Origin of the sequence: Methylosarcina fibrata AML-C10 (genome assembly GCF_000372865.1) — a bacterium.
GTDB classification, from domain to species: domain Bacteria; phylum Pseudomonadota; class Gammaproteobacteria; order Methylococcales; family Methylomonadaceae; genus Methylosarcina; species Methylosarcina fibrata.
Genome location: NZ_KB889965.1, coordinates 68,846 through 91,546, shown reverse-complemented (window position 1 = coordinate 91,546; position 22,701 = coordinate 68,846). Strand labels below are relative to the sequence as shown.

General features: G+C 53.9%; 16 protein-coding genes, 1 pseudogene and 2 CRISPR repeat arrays. All 17 genes and pseudogenes read right to left on the bottom strand.

Features of this window, described 5'->3' with window-relative positions; genetic code table 11:
• Nucleotides 1-149 precede the first annotated feature (149 nt).
• Nucleotides 150-572: pseudogene (locus tag A3OW_RS25790) on the bottom strand (IS630 family transposase); the annotation flags it as partial.
• A 15-nt stretch (nucleotides 573-587) separates the two neighbouring features.
• Nucleotides 588-737 (bottom strand): hypothetical protein, encoded by a 150-nt coding sequence (locus A3OW_RS27525; RefSeq protein ID WP_020561468.1) that lies wholly within the window; start codon nucleotides 735-737, stop codon nucleotides 588-590.
• 433 nt (nucleotides 738-1,170) lie between these two features.
• Nucleotides 1,171-1,515 carry a hypothetical protein gene (locus A3OW_RS0100425; protein ID WP_157385751.1) on the bottom strand — a complete coding sequence of 115 codons (345 nt, stop codon included), beginning with the start codon at nucleotides 1,513-1,515 and terminating at the stop codon, nucleotides 1,171-1,173.
• 663 nt (nucleotides 1,516-2,178) lie between these two features.
• Nucleotides 2,179-3,122: a CRISPR direct-repeat array (repeat unit 29 nt; unit sequence CGGTTCATCCCCACGCTCGTGGGGAACGG).
• A 31-nt stretch (nucleotides 3,123-3,153) separates the two neighbouring features.
• Nucleotides 3,154-4,267 (bottom strand): IS630 family transposase gene (locus A3OW_RS26730; protein ID WP_085984322.1). Its coding sequence is split into 2 segments (ribosomal slippage): nucleotides 3,154-3,841 and nucleotides 3,840-4,267, totalling 1,116 coding nucleotides; the frame shifts between segments, so codons are not numbered across the junction.
• 97 nt (nucleotides 4,268-4,364) lie between these two features.
• A CRISPR array of direct repeats spans nucleotides 4,365-12,391; the repeat unit is 29 nt; unit sequence CGGTTCATCCCCACGCTCGTGGGGAACGG.
• An 85-nt stretch (nucleotides 12,392-12,476) separates the two neighbouring features.
• Nucleotides 12,477-12,782: a type I-E CRISPR-associated endoribonuclease Cas2e gene (gene cas2e, locus A3OW_RS0100405; RefSeq protein WP_026223890.1), complete on the bottom strand. Its 306-nt coding sequence runs from the start codon at nucleotides 12,780-12,782 to the stop codon at nucleotides 12,477-12,479.
• Nucleotides 12,763-13,674 carry a type I-E CRISPR-associated endonuclease Cas1e gene (cas1e, locus tag A3OW_RS0100400; RefSeq protein WP_020561462.1) on the bottom strand — a complete coding sequence of 304 codons (912 nt, stop codon included), beginning with the start codon at nucleotides 13,672-13,674 and terminating at the stop codon, nucleotides 12,763-12,765. The genes cas2e and cas1e overlap by 20 nt, the downstream gene beginning before the upstream one ends.
• A 19-nt stretch (nucleotides 13,675-13,693) precedes the next feature.
• Entirely contained in the window at nucleotides 13,694-14,116 is a 423-nt protein-coding gene (gene hepT / locus A3OW_RS0100395) for a type VII toxin-antitoxin system HepT family RNase toxin (protein WP_020561461.1), read from the bottom strand.
• Nucleotides 14,109-14,483: a type VII toxin-antitoxin system MntA family adenylyltransferase antitoxin gene (mntA, locus tag A3OW_RS0100390; RefSeq protein WP_020561460.1), complete on the bottom strand. Its 375-nt coding sequence runs from the start codon at nucleotides 14,481-14,483 to the stop codon at nucleotides 14,109-14,111. Before mntA ends, hepT begins: the two co-directional genes overlap by 8 nt.
• Nucleotides 14,484-14,509: 26 nt before the next feature.
• Nucleotides 14,510-14,941 (bottom strand): type II toxin-antitoxin system VapC family toxin, encoded by a 432-nt coding sequence (locus tag A3OW_RS0100385; RefSeq protein WP_020561459.1) that lies wholly within the window; start codon nucleotides 14,939-14,941, stop codon nucleotides 14,510-14,512.
• A complete protein-coding gene (locus A3OW_RS0100380; protein ID WP_020561458.1) occupies nucleotides 14,919-15,176 on the bottom strand; it encodes a hypothetical protein in 258 nt (85 codons plus the stop codon). The genes A3OW_RS0100385 and A3OW_RS0100380 overlap by 23 nt, the downstream gene beginning before the upstream one ends.
• 141 nt (nucleotides 15,177-15,317) lie before the next feature.
• On the bottom strand, nucleotides 15,318-15,521 hold the full coding sequence (locus A3OW_RS26725; RefSeq protein ID WP_083918104.1) for a type II toxin-antitoxin system HicB family antitoxin: 204 nt from the start codon (nucleotides 15,519-15,521) through the stop codon (nucleotides 15,318-15,320).
• A 27-nt stretch (nucleotides 15,522-15,548) separates the two neighbouring features.
• Nucleotides 15,549-16,166 (bottom strand): type I-E CRISPR-associated protein Cas6/Cse3/CasE, encoded by a 618-nt coding sequence (cas6e, locus tag A3OW_RS0100375; RefSeq protein ID WP_020561457.1) that lies wholly within the window; start codon nucleotides 16,164-16,166, stop codon nucleotides 15,549-15,551.
• The gene (gene cas5e / locus A3OW_RS0100370; RefSeq protein WP_020561456.1) at nucleotides 16,153-16,803 is read right to left on the bottom strand and encodes a type I-E CRISPR-associated protein Cas5/CasD; all 651 of its coding nucleotides are present in this window, start codon (nucleotides 16,801-16,803) and stop codon (nucleotides 16,153-16,155) included. The genes cas6e and cas5e overlap by 14 nt, the downstream gene beginning before the upstream one ends.
• Before the next feature lie 5 nt (nucleotides 16,804-16,808).
• Complete coding sequence (cas7e, locus tag A3OW_RS0100365) at nucleotides 16,809-17,954, bottom strand: type I-E CRISPR-associated protein Cas7/Cse4/CasC (protein ID WP_020561455.1); 1,146 nt, start codon at nucleotides 17,952-17,954, stop codon at nucleotides 16,809-16,811.
• A 16-nt stretch (nucleotides 17,955-17,970) separates the two neighbouring features.
• Nucleotides 17,971-18,429, bottom strand: a complete 459-nt coding sequence (casB, locus tag A3OW_RS0100360) for a type I-E CRISPR-associated protein Cse2/CasB (RefSeq protein ID WP_020561454.1) — start codon at nucleotides 18,427-18,429, stop codon at nucleotides 17,971-17,973.
• The gene (gene casA / locus A3OW_RS0100355) at nucleotides 18,426-19,916 is read right to left on the bottom strand and encodes a type I-E CRISPR-associated protein Cse1/CasA (protein ID WP_020561453.1); all 1,491 of its coding nucleotides are present in this window, start codon (nucleotides 19,914-19,916) and stop codon (nucleotides 18,426-18,428) included. The genes casB and casA overlap by 4 nt, the downstream gene beginning before the upstream one ends.
• A complete protein-coding gene (cas3, locus tag A3OW_RS0100350; RefSeq protein WP_020561452.1) occupies nucleotides 19,913-22,663 on the bottom strand; it encodes a CRISPR-associated helicase/endonuclease Cas3 in 2,751 nt (916 codons plus the stop codon). The genes casA and cas3 overlap by 4 nt, the downstream gene beginning before the upstream one ends.
• Nucleotides 22,664-22,701: the final 38 nt, after the last annotated feature.

Genomic DNA, 22,701 nt, shown 5'->3' with positions numbered 1-22,701 from the left:
GATGGAAAAAATAACGAGGGGGGCCTCCTTTGTCTTTTCAGCTTTTAAAAAACTATCGAATTCGCCTTTAAAAAAGCAATACCGATTCATCGCAGCATCTATCCTAGTAGTCCGCCAAGCTTATATTGCTGGATAGAGGGATTTTAATTTCACCCGAGCATCTTGAGTCGTAAACCGCCAATCCACATACCCCCCCTCTGATTCCGTTGATCTTGCCAAGCCTTTATTTCACGCTTTAACGCGTCTTGATCGGGTATGCGCCGGTTCAGGCATTGCCTAACCATAACGCCAATTTCTATCTCCGCCATATCCAACCAACTGCCATGCTTTGGGGTATAGTGAATCTCAATCCGTTCCGCAATTCTGCGCGCTTCTTCCGGTTTGAATGCGGCGTAAAGGGAACTGACCTTATGGGTATTCAGGTTATCCATCACCAGGACGATCTTCTTTTCAGGAAAATGCTCATCGACTAATTCTTTGATCACCCGCGCCCAATCCTCCCGGGTGTGATGATCTGTCACCTTCACGTTTCGCCATCCCTCAAGGGGTGCAAACAACATAAATAAATGGCTGACGCCGTTACGTTCCTATTCAAAATCCTGTTTCTCGGGTTCGCCGGGCCTGGCGGGCAACGGGGTTCGTGTTTCTTTAATATGCTGCTTGCTGGTTTCATCCAGGCAAACCAACACTTCGTCCTCGGTATAGCTTCGATGATACGTTTCTAAAACATCTTCCATCGCGCAAACAAAATCGGCATTCGCTTGCGGGGGAATACACCAACACTCCGTGACGATGCGCGGCCTTTATTGAGCAACCCCAGTAGCTCACTTCGTTCGGTTTCAGTCAGTTTTACGCGATATTTTTTGCTGGCATAGGGTAAGTATTTTAGTTTCATTGGTTTGATACAGGAAATTGAAATATTACATTAACTATTTATCAAAGCAAGTTTGGTACGCTACTAGGTTATCCGTGTTTTCCAACGACAATCAAATTTCAGCTTGCGATGAATAATATTTGAGCAGAAAGCCAGGTTCACTATCTGCTCGACATTGCCATCTCTAAATTTTTTACTCTCATTTTCTTTCCGTCAAGAGACAGACTGGCACAATCCGACCGTTCCATATGGACGGATTATCAAGTCTCATCCCCATACTCGTAGGGAACTGGATTTCAGCTCCGCCGGACGTCCGCCGCGACGGCTCTCAATTCGTCCAGTTGCTTGTCCGTCAACAAGCCTTTTAAGGCACTCGATCGGTATTTCATACAGTTTTGCAGATTGGCGTCCGACAGAACGCTATTAGATTTGGTTGCCGCTTGCTTCAAATCGCTGAGTGCATAGTTTTTCAGAGCTTTCCAGACGTCATTCTGTCCCGGGAAGGCTTTGCGAAATTGCTCAATGTCGGCCGCCTGACTGGACTTGCTGTTAAAGAATGCCTTCGGTATTTCCGCGCCCTGCAAGGCCGACAGGCCATCTCGTCCCACTTGCGTCAGCCCGAAGGCCGGCCCGGATTCCAAGTTTTCCTTGCGCAACCGGTGCAGTGCTCAAGCTTCGTCGAGAAGGCCGAATTGTTCTTCGGTCATCAAGTTTTCGTAGGCGCGCGGGTTTCGTGATATATTCTCGGTGGGGGCTGCGCTGCCCCGTTCTTTGGGCTGCCCGTGGACGCGCCGCGGTTGATGGTGGTGACGTTGACCGCACAGGTCCCATGGGCAGCCTATTTTCTAGGTCGATAGCATACGACGTGTGCGCCCAATCGGCGGTTGGCAAATTGTCAAAATTTTGCCTTATCTACGCCTCATAATCCCCATCGCCGAGGTAGTAACGGACTTTCTCACCGTCTTTAGGTTGCAATCCTTTTTTAATACCTATAGACGCGAATACGGCACGCTTTCGGTCAATAGCGAAGGTAATCAATTCAGCACGTCGTTCCGGCCGTGCGCATCGATGTGCATCAATCCATATCCCCTACGCCTTGTATAACTGGGAATCCGGCCACTAAACTGATATCTCCGGCCATCGGATTCGATCCCGCTCGCGGAACTTCCCCGGAACCCATGCGCAACAAATGCGCCACGGAATTCACCGGATCCCCGGCCAGATTACCGTAAACCAGTCCAAAAGGCCCGTCTCCGGTCACTTGCAGTTTATTTTTCCCAGCGGCACGCGGTAGGTATCGCCGCCGGTTCATCCCCACGCTCGTGGGGAACGGATTCAGGTCAAGGTTAGTCGCAACACGCCTGCCGGTTCATCCCCACGCTCGTGGGGAACGGCAGCAATGGGCAGCTTTCGCCTGACCTTCAGTCGGTTCATCCCCACGCTCTTGGGGAACGGGGTTGTCATGCCCTCGGCTTTATGCCGGGACGCGGTTCATCCCCACGCTCGTGGGGAACGGTCGCTAACATTCTCGGCCAGGAAAACGAAATTCGGTTCATCCCCACGCTCGTGGGGAACGGTAGGCCTTTTTATCATCCGGCACGGCAAACGCCGGTTCATCCCCACGCTCGTGGGGAACGGGGCTTTGTTCGGAGTCACCAGGATGCGGATCACGGTTCATCCCCACGCTCGTGGGGAACGGTCCTGTGTCGGTGTGATCTATAGAACCAATGGCGGTTCATCCCCACGCTCGTGGGGAACGGGAAGCCAGAGAAAGCCCTGTTATGGAATGGGGCGGTTCATCCCCACGCTCGTGGGGAACGGACAAAGAGCTGGATATTCAAGCAAATAGCTTGCGGTTCATCCCCACGCTCGTGGGGAACGGAGAAACGGGAAAATATTATTCCCGTTACTTTGCGGTTCATCCCCACGCTCGTGGGGAACGGTCGTGGAATCAACAAATAAAATATAACAATTCCGGTTCATCCCCACGCTCGTGGGGAACGGTATCATCTTAGCAACCGGATTAAACATAACGGCGGTTCATCCCCACGCTCGTGGGGAACGGTGATTCCATTAGAAACCTACAAAGATTTTATTCGGTTCATCCCCACGCTCGTGGGGAACGGAACGTGGGCAATATCGCGGCGGAGCTGATTTGCGGTTCATCCCCACGCTCGTGGGGAACGGTTATTATACGTTGCCTGATGATGCTAAGGCGGCGGTTCATCCCCACGCTCGTGGGGAACGGTCCCGATGGAACTACTACTACTAGTAGTCAGTCACGAAGAAACACAAGGATACAGGCGAGCCAGTTTACGTCGTGCCTGTTGCGTCGTAAATCGCCAATTGACGGGCGTCGCCTTGGTGTTGCGCGGTAGGATATTGGCTTCGACCTCACGCCGGAGGCTCTCTGTGTCCGGTATCCGCTGTGATAAACACATGTTCGACAAGACGGCCAGTTCGATCTCAGCGATGTTTAGCCAACTGCCATGCTTGGGCGTGTAGTGGAACTCCAGCCGTCGCGCCAATTCACGGGCTTGCTCTGCTGGAAAGGCTTCATACAAAGACGCCATTTTATGGGTATTCAGATTGTCCAGCACCACCCGGATCACCGCCGCGTCCGGATAAAGTTCAGCGATATGCTTCATGCTGTGCGCGAATTCGATTTTGGTCCGCCGCGCGGTGATGTCCACCTGCCGAAAACCGCGTTTAGGTTCGCAGATCATCATCAAATCGCAGACGCCTTTCCGTTCATAGCCGGTGTCATAGCGGGCCGGTTGACCGGGCTCAGGCGGGAGAGGTTGGCGGACTTCCGCAATGAGTTGCTTCGGACTTTCGTCGAAACACACAACCGGGCGCAACGGATCGTAGGGTTCTTCATAAAGGTCCAGCACGTCTTCCATCGCCGCGACAAATTCAGCACTCACCTCGGGAATGCACCACTCTTGCTTCTGCCAGGGTTTGAGAGTGTTTTTTTAAAAGCTGACGGATGGTTTCATAGCTGCAACGGTCGGCATACGCTAATTCCACCACTTTGTCCGCCAACAACCGCAAGGTCCAGTGATCATGCCCTGTCGGCGCCTCACTACAAGCCAAGGCGATAATATGGGCGGCCTGCTTCTCCGTCAGTTTTGGGGCACGTCCTGGACGGGGGCGTTCTTTCAGGGCGGCTTCCGGGCCTTCTTCCACACACCGTTGGCGCGTCGTCAACACCATTGATTCCGAGACACCCAAAGCTTGGATAATGTCTTTATCCTGAATACCCGCTGCCGCTTTTAATAAAATTCGCGCGCGTGTCAGATGGCGTGCCGCGGCTTTTCCTTTGTTGATCATGGCTTCCAAGCCACGCTTTTCGTCTTCAGTCAGATTGACTTTGTATTTAAGAGCTGGCATTGCTTGACCTCAATCAGTAACCATCAATGCCACTATAGAGTGACTTACAAGCCCAATATATCCTTTTGATTTAAATTGACTGACTACTAGTACCACTACGGTTCATCCCCACGCTCGTGGGGAACGGACAGAACAAGCACAATCCCTAACTACTGCCGACGGTTCATCCCCACGCTCGTGGGGAACGGATTGTAATAGGCGTTAATTTGATCCTGAATTTCGGTTCATCCCCACGCTCGTGGGGAACGGCTTAATCTTAATAATATTGCTGCCACGCAAAGCGGTTCATCCCCACGCTCGTGGGGAACGGAGAAGATTTTTGGGATATAACAATATCTCATACGGTTCATCCCCACGCTCGTGGGGAACGGCATTGCAATGTCTGGAACTGGCGTTCCGATGACGGTTCATCCCCACGCTCGTGGGGAACGGCGCCGAACCGATTGATTCATATACGGGGTTGCCGGTTCATCCCCACGCTCGTGGGGAACGGTGCCAATTTAAATATTGGCACAGGGTTTGCTTCGGTTCATCCCCACGCTCGTGGGGAACGGTTGGGTTAAACTAATATTACTCAGAGTTTGTGCGGTTCATCCCCACGCTCGTGGGGAACGGCTGTAACTCATGGATCATATCCATAAGTTTGCCGGTTCATCCCCACGCTCGTGGGGAACGGAGTATCCTACAAAACAATTATTGGAATAAAATCGGTTCATCCCCACGCTCGTGGGGAACGGCTATCACACTTTTCCGAATGGCACACTTATTGCGGTTCATCCCCACGCTCGTGGGGAACGGGGAGCTAGTGAATCTGCAACTGTAACCGTTACCGGTTCATCCCCACGCTCGTGGGGAACGGCTGGACGCTCCGGACGCGGTCCCGTGCGTACCCGGTTCATCCCCACGCTCGTGGGGAACGGCGATACCACCACCGATCAACGCGCAGAGCGGACGGTTCATCCCCACGCTCGTGGGGAACGGGCAATTTCTTTTTTGTCCTGCCATGCGGATATCGGTTCATCCCCACGCTCGTGGGGAACGGAAGACAAACATCGCAGTTTATAAATTCAACGTCGGTTCATCCCCACGCTCGTGGGGAACGGACGTTGCTTTAAAAGAACAACTGGCAATCGATCGGTTCATCCCCACGCTCGTGGGGAACGGGACCCGAGAATCAGATACATGACATCGTTTTTCGGTTCATCCCCACGCTCGTGGGGAACGGGTTTTGCATTTGCCATTGGCCCGCCATTTATACGGTTCATCCCCACGCTCGTGGGGAACGGTCTCTGGATGTCCCGATGCCAGCAGATAATTACGGTTCATCCCCACGCTCGTGGGGAACGGATAAATCAGGCGCAGAACCTAGAGACATTGGCCGGTTCATCCCCACGCTCGTGGGGAACGGACAATTGATTCAAGGCGCTTACGGCACGTCTACGGTTCATCCCCACGCTCGTGGGGAACGGGTCTTGGCGACGTCGATCAACAAATTGAAATTCGGTTCATCCCCACGCTCGTGGGGAACGGGCATTACCGCGCAACAGGTTATCGATTGGTCCTGGTTCATCCCCACGCTCGTGGGGAACGGAATATTATCCGTTTGTTGAGATTGTTCTATGTCGGTTCATCCCCACGCTCGTGGGGAACGGGTGGACGCGATCAGCACCAGTCTCGGCACGGAACGGTTCATCCCCACGCTCGTGGGGAACGGATGCTGAAATCGAGCGCGGTTTTCTGGAGCATCGGTTCATCCCCACGCTCGTGGGGAACGGCCATCCGCCATCTAGCGCATCGTTTGTAATGCCGGTTCATCCCCACGCTCGTGGGGAACGGTCTTCATCGGTTGCACCCATCAAACAAAACTTCGGTTCATCCCCACGCTCGTGGGGAACGGGATGTCACTGAAACATGCCAATGCTATGTATACGGTTCATCCCCACGCTCGTGGGGAACGGATAATCAGCCACATCGATAAAGGATTCAAGAGCGGTTCATCCCCACGCTCGTGGGGAACGGCGGCGTTGTCGGACGGCACTGATCAAATTTTACGGTTCATCCCCACGCTCGTGGGGAACGGAAGGACTTTAATCGATGATCCCAGGTGGTTGCCGGTTCATCCCCACGCTCGTGGGGAACGGGAAAGCCGAAGCACTGGCGATGGACGAGACGCCGGTTCATCCCCACGCTCGTGGGGAACGGATGGCTTCGTTACCACACTATCCAGGATATGGCGGTTCATCCCCACGCTCGTGGGGAACGGCTCCCACTTAGCCCTGGCTGCCTGCCATTGTTCGGTTCATCCCCACGCTCGTGGGGAACGGGTGCTGTAACTGGCGAAAAACGGAAGGAATGACGGTTCATCCCCACGCTCGTGGGGAACGGGCCAGTCGGCAGCGGATATCGAAGAGGCGCTGCGGTTCATCCCCACGCTCGTGGGGAACGGCGCATTGCCATCCCAACGGATGCCATGCCTGGCGGTTCATCCCCACGCTCGTGGGGAACGGGAATCGAGCCCGGCCAACTTTTACGTCGCGCTCGGTTCATCCCCACGCTCGTGGGGAACGGGGGTATCTTCAAACGGAAGTTGCCGGTATGATCGGTTCATCCCCACGCTCGTGGGGAACGGAGGGGGAGTCCGGATTTATGGGATATGGTCTGCGGTTCATCCCCACGCTCGTGGGGAACGGGAGACATTTGTCTCAGTTTATACAATCTATATCGGTTCATCCCCACGCTCGTGGGGAACGGAGCCGTGTCCGAAGAAGAGCAAGAATGGCTGGCGGTTCATCCCCACGCTCGTGGGGAACGGACCTTTTGGTTTTTGTACTTGGGCATTTTCTTCGGTTCATCCCCACGCTCGTGGGGAACGGGAGGTCAGTTCCATCGAGGTGAACAGTTTTTGCGGTTCATCCCCACGCTCGTGGGGAACGGACGGGGTTTGAAATGTCCGGCAAGCGGGCCGGCGGTTCATCCCCACGCTCGTGGGGAACGGCTGGATGGCCTGGATGTTTTTGGCCGCGATGGCGGTTCATCCCCACGCTCGTGGGGAACGGGCCATCTTATTAGCCGTCTTGGCATTAGCGGTCGGTTCATCCCCACGCTCGTGGGGAACGGGCCTTGGTCCCTTTGGCCAGAATGCCTGACACCGGTTCATCCCCACGCTCGTGGGGAACGGTATTGCGGCGCAAGGCGCTACATGCTTTAATCCGGTTCATCCCCACGCTCGTGGGGAACGGGGCATAAAAAGATGGGAATGCTGGAACGAACCTGGTTCATCCCCACGCTCGTGGGGAACGGAACCAGCAAAACATTCTTGCAATAAGTAACTTGCGGTTCATCCCCACGCTCGTGGGGAACGGATCGCCTTGCCACGCCTAATGGCCTCTAAAAACGGTTCATCCCCACGCTCGTGGGGAACGGGAATATGATGGTATTAAACTCAAAAACAGCGGCGGTTCATCCCCACGCTCGTGGGGAACGGACCCGCTTTTCATCCTCGTCGTATTCGTTTAGCGGTTCATCCCCACGCTCGTGGGGAACGGTTCTCGACCGCCACCATATTATTATATACATCCGGTTCATCCCCACGCTCGTGGGGAACGGGTCTGCAGGCGCATCAAACAGCGGCACCGTGCCGGTTCATCCCCACGCTCGTGGGGAACGGGAAAACACCGCAAAAACACCCTCTTAGACCGACGGTTCATCCCCACGCTCGTGGGGAACGGCTCAGACAAATTATATTCACCTAAACCCACTACGGTTCATCCCCACGCTCGTGGGGAACGGACAACGGAACTGTTAAGCCATGTATAAGTACGCGGTTCATCCCCACGCTCGTGGGGAACGGTTCTGACAGAGCGGTCAAGGTAGCTTTTTTTGCGGTTCATCCCCACGCTCGTGGGGAACGGCAACGGAGAATCCAGGCCCAACTGACATAGTTCGGTTCATCCCCACGCTCGTGGGGAACGGTTTAGCTCTCCAGCCGATCGCGCAAACTCAATCGGTTCATCCCCACGCTCGTGGGGAACGGACAATTGATTCAAGGCGCTTACGGCACGTCTACGGTTCATCCCCACGCTCGTGGGGAACGGTCCGGACTGGTCACTTCGAACGCCAGCTTGTGCGGTTCATCCCCACGCTCGTGGGGAACGGTTGTCCGGCGGAAGATAGGATCTGATCAGTAACGGTTCATCCCCACGCTCGTGGGGAACGGATCCGTTCCGAACGCCTTTTTCAAAAGATCGGCGGTTCATCCCCACGCTCGTGGGGAACGGTGGTTGAATTGGTTTTCGTCTTTGTCGTCGGTCGGTTCATCCCCACGCTCGTGGGGAACGGTACACGGCGACCAACGACAACGCGGCCGCCGCCGGTTCATCCCCACGCTCGTGGGGAACGGGATGCTAAAGGCTCAGGCAAAAGCCCTGGATGCGGTTCATCCCCACGCTCGTGGGGAACGGTGGCTAGGCATGGCTGGGAACCGGTGTCCCGGCGGTTCATCCCCACGCTCGTGGGGAACGGAATTGGCGGCCGCTCAGGAGGAAAGCGCTGAGCGGTTCATCCCCACGCTCGTGGGGAACGGATGGCGTTATTCAGGCATGACCTCAACGGGTTCGGTTCATCCCCACGCTCGTGGGGAACGGTGAGCCTCCGGATGCTGCGCTTTAATTGCCGACGGTTCATCCCCACGCTCGTGGGGAACGGCGCGTGATGCGTGACGATGGTCCCTGCTGATGCGGTTCATCCCCACGCTCGTGGGGAACGGTGGGTCGCGCCCTGGCCGATGAAAAGAAAATACGGTTCATCCCCACGCTCGTGGGGAACGGCTGCGTGCTGTTGTTGTTAAGCACAGCCATGTCGGTTCATCCCCACGCTCGTGGGGAACGGCCGCTGCTCGAGGTCGACGAGCAGCGTGAATTCGGTTCATCCCCACGCTCGTGGGGAACGGCCGGTTTTTTCGGCTTCGGCCAGTTGCGCGGCCGGTTCATCCCCACGCTCGTGGGGAACGGGATTAATTCGGTTACGATAATGGGCAATGAGTGCGGTTCATCCCCACGCTCGTGGGGAACGGGCTTCTTGCAATCGCGGCCGCAATTAATAGATCGGTTCATCCCCACGCTCGTGGGGAACGGCCAGATGTGCCAGTTTTGCCAATGAATGAGGTCGGTTCATCCCCACGCTCGTGGGGAACGGTTGCCGGCCTTGATCGGTCCTCCCCCAATACGCGGTTCATCCCCACGCTCGTGGGGAACGGGTAAACGAAGCTGCCATCTGTTGCCCGTCGCTCGGTTCATCCCCACGCTCGTGGGGAACGGGCGCTTTAAATCCGGACAATCCCGCCCGTACTCGGTTCATCCCCACGCTCGTGGGGAACGGCTTTCCCGCAGCCGCGACAATCTCAAATAAATCGGTTCATCCCCACGCTCGTGGGGAACGGCTTTTCACCTCGCCCAGCGCCCTCTGTATGTCCGGTTCATCCCCACGCTCGTGGGGAACGGCTCATGTTGCCTCCGCTTACCCGTTGAATGCCTGGTTCATCCCCACGCTCGTGGGGAACGGCTTGGCATTGGCGCCAATGTAACCAATTTTCTCGGTTCATCCCCACGCTCGTGGGGAACGGTCGACCAAGCGCGTGCATATCCTCGATGCGCGGCGGTTCATCCCCACGCTCGTGGGGAACGGTGGTCATAAAGCAATTGGGCGTTCGCGTTCATCGGTTCATCCCCACGCTCGTGGGGAACGGATGAAAGATCAAGAGTTCAGAACAGTCCAAGCCGGTTCATCCCCACGCTCGTGGGGAACGGCAGATAATCGAGGGCGCCGCCGGATTTTTTCTGGGTTCATCCCCACGCTCGTGGGGAACGGGTTGTCCCGTTGCTACAAATTTAAATCTGTACCGGTTCATCCCCACGCTCGTGGGGAACGGACAAGCCTCGCGCTCTGATCGAAAAAAGATACCGGTTCATCCCCACGCTCGTGGGGAACGGTTATCTAGAAAACGTCATTGGGATTTGATTTTGCGGTTCATCCCCACGCTCGTGGGGAACGGTGGTGCTCGGCGAGTTTCTGGATAACTACCGGCGGTTCATCCCCACGCTCGTGGGGAACGGGGGATATTGGAAATTTACGCATGTTGATAAGGCGGTTCATCCCCACGCTCGTGGGGAACGGGAAAAAGATAATTACTGTAATTACATTTACAGCGGTTCATCCCCACGCTCGTGGGGAACGGGAATAAGTCAGGTGGTAAGTTTCCGGTTGTTTCGGTTCATCCCCACGCTCGTGGGGAACGGCAATTTCCCGCCAGCCCCGCCGATGACCTCGCCGGTTCATCCCCACGCTCGTGGGGAACGGTCGACGGGTGCCTCGGTTACCGGTTCGGTTTTCGGTTCATCCCCACGCTCGTGGGGAACGGCATTACATATTTGTAATGAAGGTTTTATTATTCGGTTCATCCCCACGCTCGTGGGGAACGGTAAAATTGTTGCGAGAATTCCCATAGTTTCACCGGTTCATCCCCACGCTCGTGGGGAACGGCTGAAACAGCGTCTGCCCGACTTTGCTGTTGGCGGTTCATCCCCACGCTCGTGGGGAACGGGGCGTGTTGAACTGGAAAAACTCCTCTGTGTCCGGTTCATCCCCACGCTCGTGGGGAACGGGATGCTTTTGCTAATACGGCGGCGCTAATTTTCGGTTCATCCCCACGCTCGTGGGGAACGGACCTTCACCGCGTTGGCATAGGTCTCGTTCGCCGGTTCATCCCCACGCTCGTGGGGAACGGCTGGTTAAGCTGCTCGGCATTACGCCATCTGGCGGTTCATCCCCACGCTCGTGGGGAACGGATCCCCCTGATATTCCGTTCCGTTGATGATGACGGTTCATCCCCACGCTCGTGGGGAACGGGAAAAATAGATATCCGCCGCCCGTGCGCACGCCGGTTCATCCCCACGCTCGTGGGGAACGGCCGTACAAGGTCCGTTGAATGCTGATAACCAACGGTTCATCCCCACGCTCGTGGGGAACGGGGCCAATGGAATGACCTGAGCCATCAGCCCCCCGGTTCATCCCCACGCTCGTGGGGAACGGGGAGTTGGAATCGGCGTATCTAAAGCCAAAGCCGGTTCATCCCCACGCTCGTGGGGAACGGTGTAAAACTGTAGGTGAAATCGCCATGATGGACGGTTCATCCCCACGCTCGTGGGGAACGGGGCAGTTAACATGACCAAAATTAAACCGTTATCGGTTCATCCCCACGCTCGTGGGGAACGGATGCCGATCCGTGGCGGTTTTGCGTAGTGCGTCGGTTCATCCCCACGCTCGTGGGGAACGGCGACTCAACACCTCATTGGCCAGAATGAACAGCGGTTCATCCCCACGCTCGTGGGGAACGGAGGGTATTGATCGTGTCCCAGCCCGGTATGGCCGGTTCATCCCCACGCTCGTGGGGAACGGGCCGACGTTGTCGCCACTCAATATTTCCGTGACGGTTCATCCCCACGCTCGTGGGGAACGGACCTTCCTCAATCAAGACGCTCATAGGAACCACGGTTCATCCCCACGCTCGTGGGGAACGGTACTCCGCTGTTATGGCCGTTGGTATCGATTACGGTTCATCCCCACGCTCGTGGGGAACGGCCCGCCGTAACCAGGAGATTTACGCCCTGTTCCGGTTCATCCCCACGCTCGTGGGGAACGGGTTAATCCGGCCTATGCGAAAGAATTGGAATACGGTTCATCCCCACGCTCGTGGGGAACGGTTCGGTGGTAAGATCCGGAGGTTCGGTGGTAAGCGGTTCATCCCCACGCTCGTGGGGAACGGACTGCTTAGAATACGGCGCCCTGCGTCGGCGGCGGTTCATCCCCACGCTCGTGGGGAACGGGGACCTGCCTTTCGCGTCAGCAGATCGAACGACGGTTCATCCCCACGCTCGTGGGGAACGGTGCGGTCCGGTTAGCTCTGCGTTATACGGCGTCGGTTCATCCCCACGCTCGTGGGGAACGGCTTGATGTATCGACGGTATAGGACAAGGCCCGCGGTTCATCCCCACGCTCGTGGGGAACGGTTTCCAGCATGTGAATGTTTCCACACCGCCTGCGGTTCATCCCCACGCTCGTGGGGAACGGACTTATCTTATCACATTGTTAATAAAGCGAAATAATCGCCTTCAAATTTCTACCGATTTTTTGCCAATTTATTAAGATTAAATTGTTAAAGAGCATTTTGATCCTTCGGGTCTTCCTCGGGATAAAACGAAACCAGTTTCAATCCGTCCAGTTCGACCGGAAGTCGGCGGTTTTTGCCCAGGGTGATAAAATCGAATCCGGATTCGGTATTGGTAGACCAAACCATCACGGCATTGCCGTCTTCGATACCCTTTTCGATTTGCGACCAAATCATGTCCCTGACTCTGACCGACAAGTCGCCGACATAAACGCCGGCGCGAATTTCGATCAGCCAGACGGCCAGGCGGCCGCGCAACCGGGGCGGGACGTTTTCAACTACGATGACCAACATCGCCGATGCTCTCGGGGTTGGGAATGGCGGGTAGTACCGATTCTTCGGCCGCTTTGGGAATCTCCAGCTCGCCGGCGGCCAGTACCTCTTCGATGGTGGGAATGATTTTTCTCAGGATTTTGCTTTGCCGGAAAACATCGCGGCACATCAGCCGGACTTCGCGCTCCGGATCGCGGTTATTCTTCGCGGCGATTTTGAAGGCGTGGGGAATGATCTCGTCGAATTTGAACAGATCGGCAATGTCGTAAACGAACGACAGCGGCTTGCCGGTATGGATGAAGCCGATCGCCGGCGCGTAGCCCGCCGCCAGCACCGCCGCTTCACAGATGCCATACAGACAGGCGGTGGCCGAGCTGACGCAGCGGTTCGCCATGTCGCTGTTATCCCATTCCGTCGGGTCGTAGCGGCGGCCTTTCCATTGGACGCCGGCCTGTTTAGCCAGCAGTTCGTAGGTTTTTTTGACGCGGGCGCCTTCGATGCCGCGCAATTGTTCCACGCTGCGCCGCTCGGGCGGTTTTTCGCCGAAGCGGATCTCGTACATCTTGCGCACAACTTTCAATCGCGCCGCATCGTCCAGCGCCAGTTTGGCCTGATACAGCAGGCGGTCGGAACGCGCGCCGCCCGGCTGCCCCGAAGCATAGACTCTGACGCCCGCTTCGCCGACCCAGACCAGCAAGGTCCCTGCCCTCGCCGCCAACGCGGCGGCATGATGGGAAACGCGGGTGCCCGGCTCCAGCATGATGCAGGCAATGCTGCCGACCGGAATATGGGTGCGGATGCCGGTTTCGTCGATCACGACGAAGGCGCCGTCTTTCACGTCGATCTGGCCTTTTTCGATAAAGACCATCGATACGCGTTCTTTCATCGCGATAGGTTTGAGCGGAGGCAGCATGAGGAATTACCTTGTTCGGTTAGTGTTGAGGCGTACATTGCTGCTTGACCTTCAAAATAAAATCGATCAGAAAATCATACGACCGTTCGGCCAAAACAGTCCGTAACAAGTCGGCGTCGATAGTCAGATAATCGTGCACCAATGCATTGCGCATACCTACAATTTTGCGCCACTGCTTCAGTTCATTCAGCGATATCTTTTGCAATTCGGCCAGTTTGGCGAAACTTTCGTAGGCGTCCACCGGCAGGTTAAGATGTTCGGCCTTTAACCAAAATTTTGCCGCTCCGATGCAGGCTTCTATCAATACCTGCAAAGCCCGTTCGGCAGCGCGCCGCTCAATCCGGCTGAATGGACGCTCTGCGGCCATAACAGACAAGGCATCCAGATCTTCCCGGCATTCCCGGCTGTGTTGCTCGATCGAGTCGAGATAGGCTTTAGGCATAATCCAGCTCCATGCGGCTATGAATGCGAAGCGTTTCCAGCCAGAGCCGGTCTTCATCGCGGCAAAAAATCACCTTATCCGCCTGAACGATTTCAAAAGCCAGAGGGATCGGCGCCTGATTGATGTCCACCACGGACAACTGAAAATCATGCAGGCCCAAAGCCTGTTGCCAGTCCAGCGCCAAACACTCGGGCCGGAGCCGCTTTTCGACCGGGTCGTCCTTGATAAAGCGATTAAACGCTACAGCCAGATCGTAATCGCTGGACGCATGGGCGTTGCCTTTCGCGCGCGAACCGTAGAGCCAGACGACCGCAATATCAGGGTCATTTTCGGCAAGTTTGGCGATTTGTTGCAGCAGATCGGTCATGGCATGAGTTTCTTATCGAAGCCGAATCAGTCGTCCGGCAGCAGCAGGTTTTGAAACGGTTTGTGGTTTTTCCATCGGTAGGTTTTAAAGTCGCGCCGGTCGGTCGAGAGAATACGTCCGTGGCCGATCTCCTCGGCAAGCAGAACCAGCGAGGCATCGGCCAAATCCATCGGCAGGTCGGCGTATTTTTGCATCAACTTGACCAGTCGATGAATTTGTTCGGTTTTGATCGGATAGACTTCATACAATCCTTCATTGCCAGACGACAAAAACTCGAACGCAGCCTGAGAGGAAACCCGGGCTTGCAATAAGTAACACGTTTCGCTGATGACCGGCCATGTGCATATCAAAGGAGCATTCAGCTCCTGCATCGCATCCATGGCGCGCTGATGAAATGCGTCATCTTCGCAGATCAGGGCATACCAGAACCCTGTATCAGCGATGATCGAATTTTTCATCCAAATATTCCGCTACGTATTTTTTATAATTGACCGAGCCGTCCGCCGGACCGTGGCCGATGCCCGACAGTTTCTCAAGTAGTTTCCGGTTTTTTTCTTTATCGCTCAAAGTCGTTTTTTCATACAGCAAATCCAGCGCCTGCTTGATGATTTCCGACGTGCTCAATGAAGTCGCCTGCTGAATGGCAAGCAGTTTTTGTTCGTGAATTTCGTCTAAACGGGCATTGATTCTCATAGTGTCACCTTGATTGTATGACTTGTCATACGGACTATACCATAAACCCTAATCGTTGATTGCGGGCGGTTAAAAGAAAAATTCGGATAGCATTACTTTCTCGCCATACACAATATTTTGACAAAGTGAAAATATGCATGTCTACACTGAAATTTCGATTACACGATCATTTCTATCCATCGTTACGGATACCAAATCCACTGTTAAGCAACCGGATATAGCCTCATCAAGATTGTTCAGCAATTCTTCAAAAGTCTCGCCTTGAGACACACATCCCGGCAATGCCGGTACTTCGGCCCAGTAACCGGATTCTTCTGCTTCGTGAATAATTACTTTAAGTTTCATCGGAGTCCTCACAGAGACGGCTCATACTTATACTCTGGCAACAGAAAGCAAGCCACAGCCGAAGGCTTTGGCGGGGCCGATGCCTTGGGCAACATGTACTTGTAAAACCTCTGCGTCTATAACTGTTAGTACGCCGTCGAAGAGAACGGTTTGGATTTTACCGCTCCTGCCTTCTTTTGATTTACGAAAGTAGATCATAGGTTCGGGCTGGACAATCAAGGTTTCCAGCTTTGCGAAATCCTGAAGCTTTCTCTCCAGCCAAGCCCGTTGCTGTTCTTCGTGCAACAACGGTACCCGAACGGTTTTGACAAACGTTTTACCCTTCTTCTCAATCGTTCCTTTGTTGCTGTCCTTGATAGTTTTGATCGGATTGGCACGTAGCCGGAACCGCAGGCGTTGGCCTTTCGGCACATTCAAACCAAATTCTCTTTGAGCCAGTATCAATGGGCTTTGATCGCCGCCTTCCGGCATGAGTAACGATTGCAGAAGCACGCTAGCGCCAACACCGGCCTGGATTTGTTCGACGCGAAATAAAAAATCTCTTTCCGCGTCTTCATAGCCTGGAAACAAACGCCACAAGGCTTGATGGTATTGATAAGAATTTTTCGCTTGCTGCCAAGGAATATGCACCTTACTCAGAAACATATTGCGCTCCTTGTCCGTTGGTCATGAATAGCATCCGGCTGGCAAATTGCCTTGGTTGATGAATAATCGGTACGTCGCGCTTTTTCAATGGGATTGCGTTATCGCTGGATTCCTCGCTGTACACCGTGCCGGTATCGCCGCTTAACGCTAAAGCGGCCAGCGCCGAATCGGCAGAAATACGACAATCAAACAGCGGTCTAGCCAACGGGCAGCTGCGTCGCCCGAGCACCGGCGTGTAAAGCGGCCGCTTCAAGGCTTGCTCGATGTCTTCCAGACCGATCTGCGGATTGTCGGTTGCCCAAACTGCCGCCGTGTAACGAGCATCCTGCCAATATTCTCGCCAGGTTTGAATCGTGTCGTGGCTTTTCAACCCCCGGTAATCCTCACGGGCGTTTTTAACGGTGTGATAATCGGTCATTTTTTGACCTTGATGATCGACCCGAACCGCGAAAGACACGCTGGACGCCAAAGCCTGTTGGCCTTCACGGTCGATTCGATCAATCCCGAGACATGCCCCGAGCAAGCCCAGCAATGCGCTTCGGCCCGGAAACAATTCGGATGGCCGCAAACCCTCGAAACTTTCCCGCCCCCAGGCCTGCATCGGACCTTGTAATTTTAAGATCAAATAATCGCGCATGGCGTTTATCCTTGGCCGTTGGTTCTGACCCACTTTTCCAAGTCTGGCAACGAGGGTTTTGCCGTGATGTCGTTAGGCAAAACCACTTCATCCAAAGCAAATTCGGCGCAACGTTCTTCCAAGCCATAACCGCGATGGATTTTATCCCAATGGCTATTCAATGCCATGATAGAGGGTTCGCGGAAACCACCGCTTTTGCCAGGTTTAACAGGTTCTTCAAAGGCATTCGCGAGCGAAATGGGCTGATGCGAAAAGCTGACCAACGCTAAGTCCGCCAGGTTATGCGCAGCGAAACTTTGCTGTTTGGCGCTCGGCACTTCGGTTGCCAGCATGTGCAGAACATGGGCGGCGATGTCCAACGCTTTGGCTCGACCTTCGGCGGTTTCCTCTGCTTTAATGTCCGTCAGCAGACCCAGATTGACTTGCAGTTGTTTTAGGTTGAGGCTCGCGTAACGGTAAAACACGCCGGACGAAAACTCCTGGGTATCCAAATGGCCGGAACCCAATTCCTGCAAATCATCGACGGCGGTAAACCAGTCGATGTCGGCATCGACGGCGTGTGTGGTGATGGCGTGGGCTACGGCCAATGACCCATCGATTTTGCCGACTTCGCTCATCAAGCCGGAAGTTGCCATTCGCCCGGACAGTGCAATGTCTAAACCTTTAGCCAGTGCTTGGCGGAACGCTTGGCTATCTTTTTCTATTTGTTTTTGAAGTTTCTTCTTTGCGTCATCAGTCACTGCATTAGCTGACTGAATTTGCTCACAAAAATAGGAAATTTCTTCCAATACCCAAGGTGCGACGGCATCATTTTCAACTTTACTTTCAGAGTCCAACTTTTTAGCACTTAGCCATTCGATTGTTTGCTGGATCAAGTCTTTGTCATATCGGTTACCCAACGCTTCAAATACAAATTCTTTCAAATTATTTTTGTCAGGATCCCAAAGGTGTTTCGTCCTAATGCTCGGCTCGCCCAAATGCTCACGGTAGTAATCGCTATGCCGCATTGTGCGTTTCAGGCTTTGGCTGGAAACCCGCACCCGGCGTTTGCCTCCGAAAATCGCGGACTTCTGCATGTTCATGTCGTCGCGGTTCAAGCAAGACGGGCTGTGAGAAATCAAAACGTGAAAGTTGATAAAGTTTTCGTTCATGGTCTGTTCCTTGGGGTTAAGCGGATTCTTTGGTTTTGGTATTTTGATAGAAGAAAAAGTCTTCCAGCAATTGGCGCTTGGCGCGGTCGTTCCAGTAATATAATGTCTTGGCCGCCGCTAACCAGTCCAGTTTGGGTTCGACTTGTTTGAGCAAGCGTCGCAACTGGATCAAATCGTTCGGTTCCTGGGAACGAATCACCATGAACAGGCGCTTTTCGTTGATGTCGGCTTTTGCCAGAGATTTGCCCAACGAATCGCCACTATCCAGATGTTTAATCAATGGCAGGCAATACACCAAACGTTGCATACCCTTGCTGGCTTTGGCGTCTAACAGCAAACGATAAAACGCCGGTATTTCCAGCAAGTCGTCCGGCTGCGCTACCCGCTTCAATTCGGCTTGCGAACCGGGCTTCAGTTTTTGGTAACGCTCGTACAGGCTGACAAAATCCGGCCCTTGGTTTCGTTCTTCACTCATGCTTTAGCTCCTTCGGGCTCCAAGTCTTTAAGAGATTTGTGTAAGGATCGTCTGGCTAGCGCCAGCGCTTTCAACATTTTGGGTTCTTGCCGGTAGGGATCGGTTGCTTGCTCGAATAAATCGATTATGACTGTCTTGAGCTTTCGATTTAACGCCTGCAGCGTGGAGTCGGGTTCGGAAAAGTCCACTCCTGCAAAGGTCTGGTGCAATAGATTTTCGGTTTGCTGGTAATAATTCGCTTCAACGGGGTCGCAAAGATTAATCCCGGAGCCGTGGACTTTATCTTTCACACCAACTGCGAACAGATAGAGTGCTTTGCGTAGCGCGGTTTTATAGGCCAAGCCGCCCTCAATGATCTTATGAATCACCAAACCGTGTTCCGCCCAGCCTTGCGCCAAGCTGAAAAGCTCGTGACGGCGCTCCAACACGGTCGCCTGGTTGTTGCGGTAACCACCGACGATCAATTGAATCTTGCCAGCGGCCATAAAAGATCTGGCCTGTTGAAGTACCGGTGCGGCTTGCTGGCCTTCTTTATCGTTTTGCTGATCGACGACCAACTTACTCAAATGCGTCCACGTTGGCGCGGTCGTGGTAAACGACGGAAACTTTTCTTCCCTTTCACCTTTTTTGATCGCGAAGGTGCGGGATGATAGCGGATGCGGCCAAACGCCTTCCACGGTGTAGTTGAATTTGGCTTTTTTGAATCCTCGGTAAACCGGTTCCTCGCAGCCGCAGCAACTGCATGTTGCATTTTTTTCGACGGGTAATAACTCGAAATGAGCGGGTTGCCATAACAATCCGCGAGTCAAACCGATGGCCGACGCCGGAATTTTTTCTTCCGCTTTAACAGTATCCAAATAGTTGGGGCGTTGATCTTTTGTCCTTTCATACCAAGGCAGGACCGATTCAGCAGATTCTTGGGTCAAGACGTTGAGCCAAAAAGTCTGTCTTAAATCCTTGCCTTTGATCAGAACCGTAATTGGCGTGCTGCCGCGCAAACTTCCCTTAAAACCGCCGCCCATGCTCGGCGCATTATTGGCGACGTTGAATAAAGCAACTGCCGCACAACCACCGCACAAGGCTTCGCCCAAACCGGCTGGATTAACAAAGCTTTTATTGGTGCCGTCGGCGACGCCGGCCAACAATTTATCCATTGGGGTAGGCTCTTTGGCGCTGACGCCGCGTATCTGCATAAACGGCGTTTGCGGATGGTCCAAGTCAAACCAGTCCAATTTATCCTTGCAGGCTTCGGCATAGATTTCCGGCGCCAAAGGCTGCTGAACAAACCGCCCCAGTTCCTTTTTGTCCTTGGGCGTAAACAGTACCTGTGTGATCGCGCAAAGCAATTGCAAACATGCCAGTTCCAAGTCGTCGCGCGGCAAGCAGAGTTCGCCGCCGGCTTCGCCGCATAGCAGTTGTTGCAGGCCGATTTTTTGATAACGGCCTTGCTGTTGAATCGGTATCCAGGCGTCGGTCAGTAGATTCATGCGTTCTCCTTGGGTGTTTCGATGCGGATCAGGCCGGTATCGGCGTGGTAGTGATAAATGTCTGGGCCATGGCTGGCGATAAATCCACCAGCGTCTTGCTGCTGCAATTGCAAGCGGATCAAGCCATCCTGATCGGTTTTGGGTAGCCGGTCGCGATTGGCCCAACTGTGCGGTACGGCGACGGTGTTCAGATTCAGCGCTTCGGCTAATCGGCTGTCGTCGAGATCGTCCAAACAATCGCCATTCAGCAAATACCGTCGTCCTTGAGCATCCAGATAGAAGGGTAAGATATTCAAATTCATGTCTCCATCGCGAGTGAGCGCCGAAACATTAGAATCGTTGTCGGACAGTTCATGCATCGAACTGTTGATCAGTTGTTTAGCCAGCATGCGGCTGGTATAGCAAGCATCTTTATAAGCTTCAAAGCTTTTTGTCACCGCTTCCGGCTCTCCATCCCGAGACTCTTCGTTATAAACCGATTCAATCCAGTCTCTATAAATATTCGGAAACGTCAACCGAGAACCATCTTCGCGTTCGGCTTGCTCCAGTAGTTGTTGCGTCCGCCAAAGTACCCGGCTGTTGCCGTAAATCAAAGCATGCAAGTCGTAATCGATATTCTCCGGCAATAGGACGGTACACACCGGTTCGGTAAAACCGACTGGGCGACGGCTTTGATTTTTGGCATGACGATGCAACCGGCCCATGCGTTGAAACAGCAAATCCACCGGACAGAGTTGGGTAATCAGCCAGTCGAAATCGAGATCCAGCGACTGTTCGACTACCTGGGTGGCAATCAGCAAATGGCCTGTATTGCGGCGTTCGGCCGAGTCCGGCCCAAACCATTCGAGCACGGTTTGCTCCTTTTTCTGGCGATCAGCAAAAATGAAACGGGAATGGAAAAGCAAGATTTGCTCTTCGTTGAGCGTTTGCGACTGTTGAATACGTTGCAGCAGAACCTGATAAAACTGCTGAGCCACGGCAACCAGATTGCAGACCAGGCAAACTTGAGCGCCTTGTTCGACCGCGTCTAGCAGACGCTGGAACAATTCGTCGTCCGGCAATAAATCCGGCCGTTTCAGTAACTCGATAGTAACTGCTGTCGGTTTCGGTTGTTGCTGTGGCATAGCTGATAAATCGAAAAATTCGGCGCGGCCGTCCCGGCAATGGCTAATCAACGGATAACGATTGTTTTCGTCAGGCAAATCGCAATTCCAGGCTCTTGCCAATTGCCGCTTTTGTTCGAACGGCAAAGTTGCCGACAACAAAATCGCGCTACCGCCGGCTAAGCGTTGTTGTTCCAGCACGGCTTCCAGCAGTCCGTACATATAGCTGTCGTAGGCATGCACTTCGTCGACAATCAATACGCTACGGCCGATCCCGAATCCGCGCACGAACTTGTGTTTGACCGGCAATACCGATACCAGCATCTGATCGACGGTACAAACGCCGATTTGGCCGAGAAACACCCGTTTACGGCTTTGCGCCAGCCAGTTGCCGCATTGCACCCAGGCTTCTTCATGGCCTTGCGCGGTTTTAGGCTGGCAGGCTTGCATTAAGTCGATGAAATTTTGTTGATATTTGGCACGCCCGTGCGCTAGCACGACGTTGGTCTGGTTGGCAAACAACAGCGGCGCGGCTTTTTCCAAGCGGCTTAACATGGCGTTCGCCGTGGCCTGCGTCGGTAAGGCAAACACGATGCTGTCGGCCAATCCCAACGCCAAATGCCGCCAAGCGTAAGCCAAAGCCGTTTCGGTTTTGCCGGAGCCGGTTGACGCTTCGATGATGGTTAAACCCGGCGTTACCGACAGACTATCGACCAAGCATTGGACTTGGCGCGGTTTGTTGCCATGATCAAGCAAGACATCAACGGATCGGTACGACTTGATCTGGCTGATGATACCCGCATCGATCAATGCCGTTTCCGCAAGAGTAAGGCGCTTGACATACCAGTGTTGAAGCGAATCAAAATCGTCGTAGGGCTTGTCGTCGTAATCGAAGCGCTCTGAAGAGCCCAACCAATCGCACACTGAACAAAAACCGGCCAGCATGGTTGCCGGCGTTTGCTTGTTATTGCCGGTTTTCAGTTCCGGCGGGTTGTCGCTCAACGCGATCCCGGCAGATTGCAAAAACAGCCGTTCCAACATTTGCAGCCATTGCAGGCGGCTTTGTTTGAAAGCGGTTTTTAGCTCGTCAGATAAGCACAAATCGTATTCGAAAGTATCCTTGATATGGCTCTCCGGGACAATGCCATGATGTCCAACGACTGGCGCCAGCCAACTGCACCACGCGTTCCAATCGTCATTATCGTCAAAACAAAAATCGCTTTCGCCGAACGAAAACCTTTGGGTTAAATCCTGACAAAACCAATACAAGCCTGCCGGGCCATGATAATAATTTTTAATCTCGTCCCCGCGTAATTGTGCCTGCACAGCAGATAATTCAGGATTTACCCTCTTCCAGGCCTCGCCCGCTTTACGTTGAAAACGTAGATCAAACTTGCCGTAATCATGCAATGCGATGAAAAATAATAACCAGGCTCGGGTTCGCTCGTTACTCAAGCCAGTTATGTCAGTGAAACGGCGGCGCAGACTGTTGCTTCGATATAACCAGACATCCGCCACCGCCGCCACATCCAGACAATGAAACGGCAGCAAATGATAAGCCGGTCCTGCGCCTTCTGCATCCGGTTTGGCCTTGCCCCAATAGCGATAATACAGCGGAGGTTCTTTGTTGGTTTCTTCTGTCATCGTCAATGTCGCCGGTTTTTCAAACTCGAAACTGCATT

Excerpts from the sequence above, each read along its gene's own strand:
- A3OW_RS27525 (WP_020561468.1), bottom strand. The coding sequence starts at position 737 with ATGGAAGATGTTTTAGAAACGTATCATCGAAGCTATACCGAGGACGAA.
- hepT (WP_020561461.1), bottom strand. The coding sequence starts at position 14,116 with ATGCCTAAAGCCTATCTCGACTCGATCGAGCAACACAGCCGGGAATGC.
- A3OW_RS0100385 (WP_020561459.1), bottom strand. The coding sequence starts at position 14,941 with ATGAAAAATTCGATCATCGCTGATACAGGGTTCTGGTATGCCCTGATC.
- A3OW_RS26725 (WP_083918104.1), bottom strand. The coding sequence starts at position 15,521 with ATGAAACTTAAAGTAATTATTCACGAAGCAGAAGAATCCGGTTACTGG.
- cas5e (WP_020561456.1), bottom strand. The coding sequence starts at position 16,803 with ATGCGCGATTATTTGATCTTAAAATTACAAGGTCCGATGCAGGCCTGG.
- cas1e (WP_020561462.1), bottom strand. The coding sequence starts at position 13,674 with ATGCTGCCTCCGCTCAAACCTATCGCGATGAAAGAACGCGTATCGATG.
- casA (WP_020561453.1), bottom strand. The coding sequence starts at position 19,916 with ATGAATCTACTGACCGACGCCTGGATACCGATTCAACAGCAAGGCCGT.
- cas6e (WP_020561457.1), bottom strand. The coding sequence starts at position 16,166 with ATGTTTCTGAGTAAGGTGCATATTCCTTGGCAGCAAGCGAAAAATTCT.
- mntA (WP_020561460.1), bottom strand. The coding sequence starts at position 14,483 with ATGACCGATCTGCTGCAACAAATCGCCAAACTTGCCGAAAATGACCCT.
- cas2e (WP_026223890.1), bottom strand. The coding sequence starts at position 12,782 with ATGTTGGTCATCGTAGTTGAAAACGTCCCGCCCCGGTTGCGCGGCCGC.
- A3OW_RS0100380 (WP_020561458.1), bottom strand. The coding sequence starts at position 15,176 with ATGAGAATCAATGCCCGTTTAGACGAAATTCACGAACAAAAACTGCTT.
- cas7e (WP_020561455.1), bottom strand. The coding sequence starts at position 17,954 with ATGAACGAAAACTTTATCAACTTTCACGTTTTGATTTCTCACAGCCCG.
- casB (WP_020561454.1), bottom strand. The coding sequence starts at position 18,429 with ATGAGTGAAGAACGAAACCAAGGGCCGGATTTTGTCAGCCTGTACGAG.
- cas3 (WP_020561452.1), bottom strand. The coding sequence starts at position 22,663 with ATGACAGAAGAAACCAACAAAGAACCTCCGCTGTATTATCGCTATTGG.